This is a genomic window from Luteimonas fraxinea, from assembly GCF_021233355.1.
In the GTDB taxonomy this organism is placed as follows: Bacteria; Pseudomonadota; Gammaproteobacteria; order Xanthomonadales; family Xanthomonadaceae; genus Luteimonas; species Luteimonas fraxinea.
In genome coordinates, this window is sequence record NZ_CP089507.1 from 740,739 (window position 1) to 753,345 (window position 12,607).

13 protein-coding genes are annotated in these 12,607 nt (G+C 68.5%); 7 read left to right on the forward strand and 6 right to left on the reverse strand.

Features of this window, described 5'->3' with window-relative positions; genetic code table 11:
• Window positions 1-29 precede the first annotated feature (29 nt).
• Window positions 30-257 (reverse strand): hypothetical protein, encoded by a 228-nt coding sequence (locus LU699_RS03180; protein WP_232134559.1) that lies wholly within the window; start codon window positions 255-257, stop codon window positions 30-32.
• A 140-nt stretch (window positions 258-397) separates the two neighbouring features.
• Here LU699_RS03180 and LU699_RS03185 point away from each other — a divergent pair, with 140 nt between their 5' ends.
• On the forward strand, window positions 398-3,283 hold the full coding sequence (locus LU699_RS03185; protein ID WP_232580479.1) for a VIT domain-containing protein: 2,886 nt from the start codon (window positions 398-400) through the stop codon (window positions 3,281-3,283).
• Window positions 3,284-3,304: 21 nt separating this feature from the next.
• Here the strand turns inward: LU699_RS03185 and LU699_RS03190 are convergent, their stop codons facing one another.
• Window positions 3,305-4,084, reverse strand: coding sequence for a glutaredoxin family protein (locus LU699_RS03190; protein ID WP_232134557.1), 780 nt, complete (start codon window positions 4,082-4,084; stop codon window positions 3,305-3,307).
• An 87-nt stretch (window positions 4,085-4,171) separates the two neighbouring features.
• Between LU699_RS03190 and LU699_RS03195 the strand changes: the two genes are divergently transcribed.
• A complete protein-coding gene (locus LU699_RS03195; RefSeq protein WP_232134778.1) occupies window positions 4,172-4,564 on the forward strand; it encodes a MerR family transcriptional regulator in 393 nt (130 codons plus the stop codon).
• A gap of 134 nt (window positions 4,565-4,698) precedes the next feature.
• The gene (locus LU699_RS03200) at window positions 4,699-5,070 is read left to right on the forward strand and encodes a DUF1428 domain-containing protein (protein WP_232134556.1); all 372 of its coding nucleotides are present in this window, start codon (window positions 4,699-4,701) and stop codon (window positions 5,068-5,070) included.
• 361 nt (window positions 5,071-5,431) lie between these two features.
• Here LU699_RS03200 and LU699_RS03205 read toward each other — a convergent pair whose 3' ends face one another.
• Both LU699_RS03205 and LU699_RS03210 read right to left on the reverse strand, forming a co-directional pair.
• Complete coding sequence (locus LU699_RS03205) at window positions 5,432-6,253, reverse strand: hypothetical protein (protein WP_232134555.1); 822 nt, start codon at window positions 6,251-6,253, stop codon at window positions 5,432-5,434.
• A gap of 116 nt (window positions 6,254-6,369) precedes the next feature.
• Window positions 6,370-6,873 carry an MgtC/SapB family protein gene (locus LU699_RS03210; RefSeq protein ID WP_232134554.1) on the reverse strand — a complete coding sequence of 168 codons (504 nt, stop codon included), beginning with the start codon at window positions 6,871-6,873 and terminating at the stop codon, window positions 6,370-6,372.
• Window positions 6,874-7,112: 239 nt separating this feature from the next.
• Between LU699_RS03210 and LU699_RS03215 the strand changes: the two genes are divergently transcribed.
• Window positions 7,113-8,225 carry an alkene reductase gene (locus LU699_RS03215; RefSeq protein WP_232580480.1) on the forward strand — a complete coding sequence of 371 codons (1,113 nt, stop codon included), beginning with the start codon at window positions 7,113-7,115 and terminating at the stop codon, window positions 8,223-8,225.
• A gap of 53 nt (window positions 8,226-8,278) precedes the next feature.
• Here the strand turns inward: LU699_RS03215 and LU699_RS03220 are convergent, their stop codons facing one another.
• Window positions 8,279-8,665: a hypothetical protein gene (locus LU699_RS03220; RefSeq protein ID WP_232134552.1), complete on the reverse strand. Its 387-nt coding sequence runs from the start codon at window positions 8,663-8,665 to the stop codon at window positions 8,279-8,281.
• A gap of 107 nt (window positions 8,666-8,772) precedes the next feature.
• Entirely contained in the window at window positions 8,773-9,147 is a 375-nt protein-coding gene (locus tag LU699_RS03225; protein WP_232134551.1) for a hypothetical protein, read from the reverse strand.
• A 205-nt stretch (window positions 9,148-9,352) separates the two neighbouring features.
• On the opposite strand from LU699_RS03225, the gene LU699_RS03230 reads away from it, so the two are divergent.
• The 3 genes from LU699_RS03230 (at window position 9,353) to LU699_RS03240 (ending at window position 12,603) form a co-directional block, all read left to right on the forward strand.
• Entirely contained in the window at window positions 9,353-9,976 is a 624-nt protein-coding gene (locus tag LU699_RS03230; RefSeq protein ID WP_232134550.1) for a dihydrofolate reductase family protein, read from the forward strand.
• Between the two features lie 421 nt (window positions 9,977-10,397).
• A complete protein-coding gene (locus LU699_RS03235; RefSeq protein ID WP_232134549.1) occupies window positions 10,398-10,787 on the forward strand; it encodes a BlaI/MecI/CopY family transcriptional regulator in 390 nt (129 codons plus the stop codon).
• A 1-nt stretch (window position 10,788) separates the two neighbouring features.
• Window positions 10,789-12,603 (forward strand): M56 family metallopeptidase, encoded by a 1,815-nt coding sequence (locus LU699_RS03240; protein ID WP_232134548.1) that lies wholly within the window; start codon window positions 10,789-10,791, stop codon window positions 12,601-12,603.
• The last annotated feature ends 4 nt before the right edge of the window (window positions 12,604-12,607 follow it).

Consider the following 12,607-nt stretch of genomic DNA (forward strand, 5'->3'; position numbering starts at 1 on the left):
ACAGGCCGGCATTGCCGGCCCGTGCTGTCTCAGCGGCGATACATCGCGGCGTTGATGCAGGCGAAGATGCTGACCACGAACCAGCCGAACGGCAGCAGCGACACCGTGAGCAGCCAGGTGATCACGAACGCGATGCACGCAGCGGCGAACCAGAGGATGGCCGACAGGACGCGGCCCTGCACCAGCTGGCCGAGGCCGGGAATGAAGAAACTGCAGATCGCGGCAATGACGTTGCCAGCCGAACCCTGTGCGCTCATGGGGATGCTCCCGAAAATGCTTGAAGGCGGCGATCCTCCCGCATCAATCTGAATGGGCACGTGAAGGGGGCCGAATGCCCAGTTGCAACCCCACTCGCGGCCGACGTCCGTTGAAGACAGCACTGCCCAAGGATGTCGCCATGTCTCGTCTCCGCTTCGGCCTCTGTGCCCTGCTCTGTCTGACCGTGCTGTTGCCGACGATGACGACGGCCCAGCGCATGCCCGATCTCGTCGCACCGCCGCTGGTGGTCGCCGATGCCGGCGAATCGCCGGTGCAACTCGAATCCGCGTCGATGCGCGTGGAGACCGGCGCCGGTGTCGCGCGGACGACGATCGATCTGACGCTCCGCAATCCATCAAGCCGCGTGCTCGAAGGCAATCTGCAGTTCCCGCTCGCGCCGGGCCAGCAGATCGTCGGCTTTGCGCTGGACATCGACGGCATGATGCGCGATGCGGTGCCGGTCCCGAAGGATCGCGGCCGTGAGGTGTTCGAGACCATCGTCCGCGAGGGTGTCGATCCGGGCCTGCTCGAACAAACGGCGGGTGACGCGTTCCGATTGCGCGTCTACCCGTTCGCGCCCGGCGGCACCCGGCAGGTGCGGCTGGTGCTGATGGCACCGCTGCAGCGCGACGGACGTGCGGACACGGTGACGCTGCCGCTCGCATTCGCCCGCGGGCTCGACCGCATCGAGCTGACGCTGGCAACATCCGGTCGACCGGTGCTGTCCGGACTCGTGGGCACACCCGTGATCACGCGATCCGGCGCAGGTCACCGCATCACGCTGCGCGCTGGCGACATCGCGGATGCCGGCATCGCGACGCTGAAGGTGCCATTCGAACGGCGACCGGCCGTGCAACTGCAGCGCCGCGACGGCGCGACCTGGTTCGTGGCCGATGTGCCGGTCGACGCGGCCGATACGCCGCGCGTGCTGCCGCGCCGCGTCAGTCTGCTGTGGGACAGCTCGATGTCCGGCCGCACACGTGCGCATGCATTGGAATTCGCGCTGCTGGACGCGTATTTCCGCGCGGCCGGCGACATCGAGGTGGAACTGCTGCGTTTGCGCGATGTCGCGGAGGCGCCGCAGCGCTTCCAGGTGCGCGGCGGCGACTGGCGGGCGCTGCGCTGCGAACTGGAGTCGACGGTCTACGACGGCGCGACCGCAGCCGGCGGCTGGACACCTGCAGCGGACACGCCCGAGTTCCTGCTGTTCGGCGACGGCCTGTTCAACCACGGCGCCGACGCGTTCCCGGCGCTCGCCGACGGCCAGCGTCTGTACACCGTGCAGTCGGCGAACGGCGACACGGCGCGACTGGCCGCGCTGGCACAGGCGCGGCATGGACGCGCGATCGACCTGCGCGATGCCGCCGCATTGCCCGCCGCGACCCGCGCACTGCTGCGTGATGAACCAATTCTCGATGCGATCGAAGGCATCGGCGCACGCGAACTCGTCGCCGAGTCGAACGTGGCGATGCCCGGCATCTTGCGCATCGCCGGCCGACTCGATGCGCAGCGCGCCGACCTGACGCTGGTGGTGCGCACCGGCGGCCGCACGCAGCGCATCCCGCTGTCGATCGATGCTGCGCGCACGCCACAGGGTGAGCTGGCCGCATTGCAGTGGGCACGCTTCCAGCTTGCGGCGTTGCAGGCCGAACCCGAGCGCAACCGCCAGCGCATTGCCGCACTCGGGCAGCGCTTCGAACTGGTGACACCCGGCACATCCCTGCTGGTGCTCGAACGCATCGAGGATTACGTGCGCTTCGACATCGCAGCGCCCGCCTCCATCGCCGAAGCGGTGGCCGCCGCACGCCTGCAGACCGCGGCCACGCAGGCGCGCGACCGGCAGACGCGACGCGATGCCGTCGCGCGCGGTTGGGCCGAGCGCATCGCGTGGTGGGAACGCGTGTTTCCGAAGGACGCGCCGCCGCAGATCGCTGCGGCGCAGGAAGCGCTGGACTCCATGGGCGCAATGCCACCGCCACCGCCCGCACCCGCGCCTGCTGCCGCGCCGATGATGATGGCCGAAGCCGCAGCGGCGCCGATGGCGATGCGGTCCGCACCGGCGCCGATCGCGGGCAGCGCGAACGATCTGGCCAATGCATCCGTCGCTGCGTCCCCAGCCGCGACGATCCGCCTGAATCCCTGGCAGTCCGATGCCCCGCTCGCCCGAAGCCTGCGAGAGGCGCCCGATGGCGAGGTCTACGCGCGCTATCTCGATGCGCGCGATGCCGAGGTCCAGGGCACCGCGTTCTATCTGGATGCAGCCGATGTGCTGCAGCGTCGCGGCGAGACCGCGCTCGCACTGCGCGTGCTGTCGAACCTCGCCGAACTGGATCTCGACAACCCGCATGTGCTGCGCGTGCTGGCCTACCGCCTGCGCGAAATGAAGCGCGACGACCTCGCCGTGCCGGTTCTCGAACGCGTGCTGGCGATGCGGCCGGAAGAACCGCAGAGCCTACGCGATCTCGCACTCGCGTGTGCAGCGATCGGGAACCGCCAGCGCGCGATCGATCTGCTCGCCGAGGTCGTCGACGGCGACTGGAACGGCCGGTTCGCCGAGATCGAACTGACCGCGCTGGCCGAACTCAATGCACTGGTTGCGACCGCGCCGGCGCCGCTCGATACCTCGGCCATCGACCCGCGCCTGCTGCGCAATCTGCCGCTGGACCTGCGCGCGGTACTGAGCTGGGACAGCGACGACAGCGACATGGATCTGTGGGTCACCGACCCGGACGGCGAGAAGGCCTATTACGGCAACCGGCTGACCCGTCAGGGCGCGCGCATGTCGCCGGACTTCACCCGCGGCTACGGTCCGGAAGAATTCGCGCTGCGCGATGCCAAGCCCGGCATCTATCGCGTGGAAGCGAACTTCTTCGGCCAGCACCAGCAGCTGGTCACCGGCGCCACGACGCTGCAGCTGTGGTTGAGCACCGGCTTCGGCACCGCGGCGCAGACCGACCAGCGCATCACGCTGCGCCTGTCGGATGCACGCGAGACAGTGTTCGTCGGCGAGTTCGAAGTCGAATGAAGCAGCGCGCCTGCATGCGGCTCACATCGCCGCGTGCAGGCCCGGCCATAACAGCGGCGCGAGCAGCATCCAGATCGCCATCGCGACCATCATCAGGTTCTCGGTCAGCGACACGAAACCCAGCGGCACGTTGCTGCCGCCACCGACGCAGGCGCATTTGAGCGTGCGCTTCCCGATGTAGACCGCCTTGAACACCGAGACCGCACCGATACCGCCGATCACCAGCGCCAGCGGCGCGGAGAACCAGGTCAGCGCGCCGGCCACCATCAGCACGCCGGCGAGCCCCTCGGCGAACGGATACAGCGTCGCGTACGGCACCCAGCGTTTCGCCAGCAGGTCGTAGTTGAGGAACATGCTGGAGAAGGTCTCCACGTCCTGCAGTTTCAGCAGCGCGAGCACACACATGCTCAAACCCACGAACCATTCGGCCGCGCGCACCGTCAGCACGCTGCCGTAAACCGCATAGGACAGCGCGAGCGCCATCAGCGCGGCCATCGCGAACAACGCGGCAACCGGCCGATACGTCGTCGCCTTCGGGTCGCGCACCTTCAACCCCAGGAAACGACGCAGATCGTCGTGGCCGCCGATGCGTATGCCGTCGATGAAGACCTGCGGCGTGGTCTTGACGTCGTGCGCCACCTTGAACGCATCGGTGGCCTCGCGCGTCTCCAGCCAGTGGTCTTCGACGTCGTAGCCGTGGCTGCGCAGCAGATGCCGCGCCTTCAGGCCGAACGGGCAGACATGGCCGGGCATGACCATGCGGTGGAGCGCCGCGCGCGGGCGGGAGGCGGACGTCGACATCGGAATTCCTCGAAGCGACGCCTTGCCGGCGCCGGATACCGCCCTGTATACCGTCCGTACCAGGGTACGGAGTCAAGCGTGGACGCGATGACGATTTCCGCGTTGGCGGATGCAGGCGGTGTCGGCGTCGAGACGATCCGCTTCTACCAGCGCCGCGGTTTGCTGGACACACCGTCGCGCGGCGCGGGCATCCGGCGCTACGGCGAAGCGGACCTGCGCCGGCTGCGTTTCATCCGCAGTGCGCAGGCAGCCGGCTTCACCCTCGACGGCATCGCCGAACTGCTGGCCCTCGATGCGACACGCGACCGCAGTCGCGTGCGCAGCCTGGCGACCGAGCGCATCGCCGCGCTAGATGCCCGCATCGCGGAACTGCAGCAGGCGCGCGATGCGCTGGCCACCTTGGCGCACCGCTGCGGCCGCGGCGGCCGTGGCCCCTGCCCGATCCTCGGCGCGTTCGATGAGGCATCGGAATCCGGCTGAGCGGACGCGGCATTCGCTGAATGCGCTGCGCCGGGATGTCGAAATGGTCGACGCTGCTGCGTCGTCCTATACGAAGCCTGCAGCAGACTGCCGCAGTACACCCGCGCAAACCGCGCACCGACAGGAGTTCCGCCATGTCCTACATCGATGGTTTCGTCATCGCCGTTCCCACCGCGAACAAGCAGAAGTTCATCGACCACGCCACCAGCGGCGATGCGTTCTTCATGGAACTGGGCGCGTCGCGCATCCTCGAGTGCTGGGCCGACGACGTGCCGGACGGCACCCTCACCGATTTCCGCAAGGCCGTGCAGGCCAAGGACGACGAGACGGTCGTGTTCTCGTGGATCGAATGGCCCGACAAGGCGACTCGCGATGCCGCGTTCGCGAAGATGATGGATGGCAGCGATCCGCGCATGGATCCCGAGAAGAATCCGATGCCGTTCGATGGCAAGCGGATGATCTACGGCGGGTTCAAGCCGGTGGTGGAGTTGGGCGGGAACCGCTGAGGTTGATGGCGTTCTGTCGTCGCAGCGATTGAGGACGACGCGCGCGTGCATTGCATCACGCGCGTGCCGGCCGGCCGGCCAGTTTTCGTGCAGGAGGACGCGAAGATCAAGATGGATCCCAGCGTGCGCTGGGATGACGGGCGGAGTATTCAATGCATGCGGCGGTGACAGAGCACTCCGCCCGGTCCGCACCGCCGTCGCACGGCCCCTCACGGCCGTCATCCCAGTGCACGCTGGGATCCATTTTTGCTGTGCAGTCAAAGCGCACAACGCACCCACAGGTCACAGGCGCCAGCTTCCCCAGAACAAGAAAGGGCGCGCCAACTGGCGCGCCCTTTCCGTTTCTCAGTGACCCGCAGACTCAGCCGACGCGGAACCGGTCGGTATCGTCACGGCCGCTGTTCTCGCGGATGTAGCCGCCGCCGGTGTAGCGGTCATGCGAGACGTACGCGTCCTGCACCGCAGCCTTCGCGCGATCCCAGTCCAGCGGCGAATCGCCGCGACGGTTGGTCCAGTCGCTTTCGAGCTCGGCCGCCAGGCTGTCATCCCAGGCGCGGTCCGCATGGCGGGTGCGTGCATACGCGCCGTAGCGATAGGCCGGCTGGTAGTGGCTGTAGTCCGCATCGGCATCGCGATACGGCGCCTTCTCGAACGCATCGGCGTAATAGGCATCGCTGCGCTCGTACAGATCGTAGGTGCGATCGGTGCGGTCCCAGGCATCGCGGACAGCGGGACGCGCGTCATCCCAGGCAAGACGGGACTCGCCACGTGCCGATTCCCATTCCTCCTGCAGCGACGCTTCAGACTCGCCCCAGTCGCGGGTGCGCTCGGCTTCGCGCGCCTGCAGACCCAGGCCATAGGCCCGTGCGTAGTCGCGGTCGTAATCGTGATCTGCCTTCACGTAGTCGCGTTCGCGATGCGCGTCGCGCCAGTACTCGGTTTCGCCGGTCGGGTCGATGCGCTCGGCGACGCCCTTGCCGACCGCTGCGCCGGCAACGACGCCGATGGCTGCACCGATCAGGGTGCCGACCGGTCCGAATACCGTGCCAGCCGCTGCGCCTGCAGCCGCGCCGCCTGCTGCACCGCCGACACCCACGCCGATCGGATGCGCGCCGGGCGCCTTGGTGATCGGGTCGCGGTTGAGATCGCGGCCGCCGTCCTTGATTTCGTCTTTGTTGCTCATCTCGGGAATCTCCGCTTGCGTTGGGTTCGAGCACCCACCGTGCGGGCCCGCAGATGAAACCGCCGTCGCGAAAACCCCAATGCGCGGTGGAACTGTTCAGTCCCGCGCCACGCGTCTCAGTCGTCGGGCTGCACCTCGCGTCCCGGGTTCGCATTCGGACGCTGCAGCTTCGGCAGGGCACTGACGACGAGCAGCGCCATGACCGTCGTCGCGAGCGCGACCATCTCCTGACCCATGCCCGCGGCCATGCCGATCGCGGCGGTCATCCACACGCCGGCCGCCGTGGTCAGGCCTTCGATGCGCTCGCCCTTGTCGAGCTTCAAGATCGCGCCGGCGCCGAGAAACCCGATGCCGGACACGATGCCCTGCATCACGCGGGTCACGTCGCCACCGTCGATACCGCTCAACAACGGCGCGAGCACGAACAGCGCCGAGCCGATCGACACCAGGATGTGGGTCTTCAGCCCCGCCGCGCGACCTTTGTGCTCGCGCTCCCAGCCCACCATGCCACCGAGGATCGCGGCGACGAGCACGCGCACGACGATCGTCGTCGAGGTGTCCACATCCGGCAATGCGAGTTCACGCGCGACGGCCGCGCCGATCTGGTCGAGCACGCTCATCGCGCCATCGCCGTGCGTTCGATGACGGGGTTACGGACATTCGCTTGCGGCATCGGGGACAGGCTCGGCATCAGGTGAATGGACGCTAGCGCCTGCCCGGTTGGCCCGTGGTGATGACGGTGGGATGACGGCCTTACGCGCATTCGCAACGGAGCATCCCGTAGTGCGCGCCATCGCCGCGCTTGAAAAGCGGCGTCGCGCGCAGCAGTTTTGGCGCTCACTGCCAGGAACCTCCCCCGATGCCGACCTTGTTCGATCCCCTGACCGCCGGCGCATTGTCGCTCGCCAACCGCGTCGTGATGGCGCCGCTGACCCGCAACCGTTCGCCGGACGCGATTCCGCCGCCGCGCACCGCGCTCTATTACGCGCAGCGCGCGACCGCCGGCCTGCTGGTCACCGAGGCCACCGCGATCACCCATCAGGGTCAGGGCTACGCCGATGTGCCGGGTCTGTACGCGCCGGCGCAGCTCGAGGGCTGGCGCCGCGTCACCGACGCAGTGCATGCCGAAGGCGGCCGCATCGTCGTGCAGTTGTGGCATGTCGGTCGCATCTCGCATACCTCGCTGCAGCCCGACGGCCAGGCGCCGGTGGCGCCGTCGGCGATCGCGGCCAAGAGCAAGACCTTCATCCATGACGCCGACGGCAACGGCACTTTCGTCGACACCTCCACGCCGCGTGCGCTCGAACTCGACGAGCTGCCTGGCATCGTCGAGGACTACCGCCGCGCGGCGCGCGCCGCGATCGACGCCGGTTTCGACGGCGTCGAAGTGCATGCCGCCAACGGTTATCTGATCGACCAGTTCCTGCGCAGCGGCAGCAATGCGCGCACGGATGCCTACGGCGGCAGCATCGAGAACCGCGCGCGGTTCCTGGGCGAAGTCATGCGCGCCGTGGTCGACGAGATCGGTGGCGATCGCACCGGCATCCGCATCTCGCCGGTCACACCGGCCAACGATGCACACGATCCGGATCCGCAGCCGCTGTTCGCGCACGTCGTTGAGGTGCTGGCGACGCTCGGTCTGGCGTTCGTGCACATCATCGAAGGTGCGACCGGTGGCGAGCGCGATTACACGCAGGGCGATGCGCCGTTCGACTACGCCGCGCTGAAGGCGACGTATGCGAAGGCTGGTGGCACCGGCGCGTGGATCGTCAACAACGATTACGACAAGGCCGATGCGGAAGCGGCGGTCGCGTCCGGCCACGCCGATGCCGTGGCCTTCGGACGCCCCTTCATCGCGAATCCGGATCTGGTGCGACGGCTGCGCGAGGATGCACCGCTCAACACGCCGGATCAGGCGACGTTCTATGGCGGTGGCGACGCCGGCTATACCGACTATCCGACCCTCGACTGAGGTCGGCATGCGCGCCGCCGGTCATCGGCGGCGCGCTTCTCTGACAGAACGAGTTACGGACGCGGCGGCGGCGTGGTCTGGAATTCCTGACCGGTCACCGGATCGCGTGCGCGACCGGGCACCACTTCCTGCGCGCCGGGCACGATGCGGCCCTGCGCGTCACGCACCTGCGTGGGCATCGCACGTGGCGCGATCGGCTGGTTCGCAGGCGTCGCCGGCTGCGGTCGCATCTGCGGGGCGGGACCGTTGGACGGAATCGTGCCCGGCGGCTGGCCACGCTGCGACGGCGTTGCCGGCACTGCAGGCGTCATCGGCGCGGCAGCAGGCTGCGTCGCCGGACGGGCAGGCGTCGTGGGCTGCTGGAGTTGCTGGGCGAACACGGGTGTCGACGCGAGCGCGAGCAGCATCGGCACACCAAACTTGAAAATGGGACTGGTCATGACGCCTCCGGGGCGCGGGTGAACATCGACCCTATGCCCCGCCTTATGCAGGCCCCATGAAGTTGCCGCGGTCATCGCCCGGCATGACGCCGGGCAATGCGTGCCATTCAGTCGACGCAGATCGTCGATGCCACACCGTCGCGCAGGCGCTGCTGGCAACCGAAAGGATTGGTATCGACGCTGCACGTGCCGCCGAGCTGGGTGCCGTCGACGCTGCCCTCGGGCGCAAGGCACTGGCCTTCGCACTGCTCGGAATCCGTGCATGCCTTGCCGGCGTCGGTCGTCTGGCGCAGGCACTGCTTGACCGGCGCGCGGCCGAGCTGGGTCCACTGCCCACCCACACGCTGGCAGTCGGCTTCGTTGGTCACGGTCGCCTTGTCGGGGCCGCCGACGGGCGTGACCGCATCGGTGCTGCGTTCGGCAGGCGCGCTGCAGGCGGCCAGCAGGGCAACGAGTGCGACGGAAGCGAGGCGCTTGATCATGGCGAGGAGTCCGCGAAGTGGAGTGGCGGCGAGTCTAGCCACGCCGATGTGAACCCATGAGCACGCCTGCATCAGCGCGCACGACCCCACGTGGCCGCGTCATGCGTTGCGGGATCGCACGCATCGGATGTCGATTCCGCACACGTGCGTGCGTCGTCATGATGAGACCGCCGCCCGGCGGCCACCACGCAACCAGAGACACACCATGCGCAAGCTCATCGTTGCAGCGTTCGTCAGCCTCGACGGCGTCCTGCAGGGCCCTGGCGGGCCGCAGGAAGATACCAGCGAAGGATTCGCCTACGGCGGCTGGACCGTGCCCTTCGCCGATCCGGTGTTCGGCGCGTCCATCGACGCCCTGTTCGCGCAGCCCTTCGACCTGCTGCTCGGCCGCCACACCTACGACATCTTCGCCGCGCACTGGCCGCGTGTGCGGGCCGACGACAACGACGCACACCTCGCGAAGCTGTTCAACGGCGTGACCAAGCACGTCGCCACACATCGACCCGAATCGCTGGACTGGCAGAACAGCCGTGCGCTGGGCGACGACGTGATCGGCGCGCTGCGCACGTTGAAAGCGCAGGACGGCCCCGATCTGCTGACCCAGGGCAGCGGCGCGCTCGTGCAGCAGCTGCTGGCGACGGATCTCGTCGACACTCTGCAGCTGATGACGTTCCCGGTGTTGCTCGGCGCCGGCAAGCGGCTGTTCGGCACAGATGCGCAGGCGGTGACCTTCTCACTGCAGACATCCGTCGTGTCGCCGACTGGCATCGTCGTGTCGCGCTACACGCGCGCAGGCGCGGTGGAAACCGGATCGTTCGGGCTCGATTGAGCGGCGCTGGCTGCAGCACTGCCCGTGCAGAGAAGCGCCTGCACCGCACGATGTCGCGATCAAGCGCACCGGATGCGTGCCAGTTGTGTCGTGCTGCGAGTACGCGACCACTGCGTGCGTGGTGCGTGGGCACGTCTCCAGCGCATCCGGGCGGTCACAGATCGACGGACAGCCGTTGTCTGACAGTCGCCGCATCACGCACGTCAGCGCATCGGCGGCGTCGTCATGTGTGCCGGATGGATGTCGACGGAAGCACGGTCAGCTGATGACGGGATGCCGCTGAACCTTCAGCTGGAAACCGGCGTCGCGCGCGCGGCCACATGCGCTGCCCCCGCCAGACGACGGAATGACATCCCACCTATTGACTACATCTGTAGTCAGGCGCAATCTGCCTACAGTTGTAGTCACCAGGGAACATGCCATGCGCAGCAAGACCGTCGGGGACCAGGAGCTGGCCCTTCTGCAGCATATCGCCGAGCACGACGCCGCCTCTGTCGGCGAGGTCGCGGCGACGTTTGGGGAGCCGCGCGGGCTGGCCCGCTCCACGGTGCTGACGATGATGGAACGCCTGCGCGCGAAGTCCTACCTCAAGCGCAAACAGGGCGACGGCGGCGTGTACCGCTACTCGGCCACCGCGCGCCAGGACGACGTGGTGCGCAATGCGGTCGGCAGTTTCGTCGAGAAGACGCTGCAGGGTTCGGTGTCGCCATTCGTCGCGTGGATGTCGGAGCGCAAGGACGTCAGCGCCGACGAGCTTGCCGAACTCGAGGCGCTGGTCGCCAATCTGCAATCCAAGCGCAAGGAGCGTTGAGATGGCCCTCGAACTGATCAGCGACATCCTGCTGCCGCGCCTGCTGGCCGCGAGCGTGCAGTCCGCGATTCTCGTTGCGGTGGTCTGGGCGCTGTGCCGCTTCGTGCCGCGCTTGTCCGCCGCGACCCGGTGCTGGCTGTGGTGGCTGGTCGCGCTGCAGCTGCTGGTTGGTCTTGCGTGGTCCAGTCCGATGGGGCTTCCGCTGCTGCCCGCCGAAGCGGTGCAGCCCGCGCTGCAGGTCGCACAGGTCGCGCCGGCGATCACGTCGGACGAGGCGTCCATCGTGTTCGCACCGACACAGGCAACTGCGGCATCGCCCGCGTGGTCGTGGCCGCTCGCGCTCGCCGTGGCATGGCTGCTGGGTCTCAGCGTGATGGTCACGCGCAGCCTGCGTGGCTGCCTCGCGACGCGCCGCCTGCTGCGCACGTCGGTGCGCTGTCGCGACCGCAGCCTGCTGCATGCACTCGCGCTCGCCGCCGAGGCACATGGCCTGCGTGCGCCTCCGCGTCTGCGCCTGTCGGATGCGATCGATTCGCCGCAGCTCGTCGGTCCGTGGCGCCCGGTCCTGCTGCTGCCTGCGCACCACGCGGACTCGATGCAGCCCGATGAACTCGATATGGCGCTGACCCACGAACTGGTGCATCTGCAGCGCCGTGATCTGTGGCTCGGCCTCGTGCCGGCACTCGCGCAACACCTGTTCTTCTTCCATCCCCTCGCCCATCTGGCCGCACGCGAATACGGCCTGAGCCGCGAAGCCGCCTGCGATGCCGCCGTGCTCGAAGGCAACCGTCACTGCGCGCGCGAATACGGCCAGCTGTTGCTGCGCCTCGGCGTCGCACCGCGTCCCTGCGCCGGGCTGGCCAGTGCCTCGCCCGACTTCACCCTGCTCAAGCGGAGACTCACCATGCTGCAGACCACTTCGTCCTTCCCGCGCATCGTCGCGGTGCTGATGACCGTCGCGATCGGCGTCGTCGGTGTCATGCCCTATCGCCTGACCGCTGCGACACCGGCCGCCGCACCGCAGACACCCCCCGTCGCCGCAGCGCGTCCGGCGCCTGCATCGAAGCCGACGCCACTTACGACACGCACGTCGACGACGACCGCAACCCGGAATGGCGTCGCCGTCGATCCGGCCGACATGCCCGCGCCGCCGGCCCCCGCCGCGCCGCCGCGGCCTGCCGCACCACCGGCACCACCGGCACCGCCCGCGCCGGTCGCACCGCCCGAACCACTTGGCGCTGGGCTGCGCGGCACGTTCACGCTGGGCATGGAGGCTGGAGAGAACGCGTTCGTGCTGCTCGACGACGACCACAGCATCGCGGTCAGTGCCACGTCCGATCTGCGCGAAGCCCAGGCAGTACGTCACGGCGATGCGCCAGTGCTGTGGATGCGTCGCGGCGATGCGCGCTACGTGGTCCGCGACCGCGCCACGATCGAGGCGATCCGCGATGCATACGCCGAAGTGACCGCACTCGGCGCGGCGCAGGGCGCACTCGGCGCACGCCAGGGCACGCTCGGTGGGCAGCAGGGCACGCTCGGCGCACGCCAGGCGGAGATCGCGGTGCAGACTGCGCAGCGCGCGCTTGCGAACGTCAACGTCCGGGCGACCGTCGATGCGAACGTCACTGCCGCGCTGCAGACCCAGCAGGCCGGGATGCAGGCGGAGATGCAGCGCCTCGCCACACAGCAGGTGGCGCTGGCACGCGAACAGACCGCACTCGCGACGCGCCAGCAGACCGCCAGCGCGCGCGCCGAACGCGAAGCCCGTGCGCTGATGGATGCGGCAATCCGCAACGGTCTGATCGAGCGCCTCTGAGTCC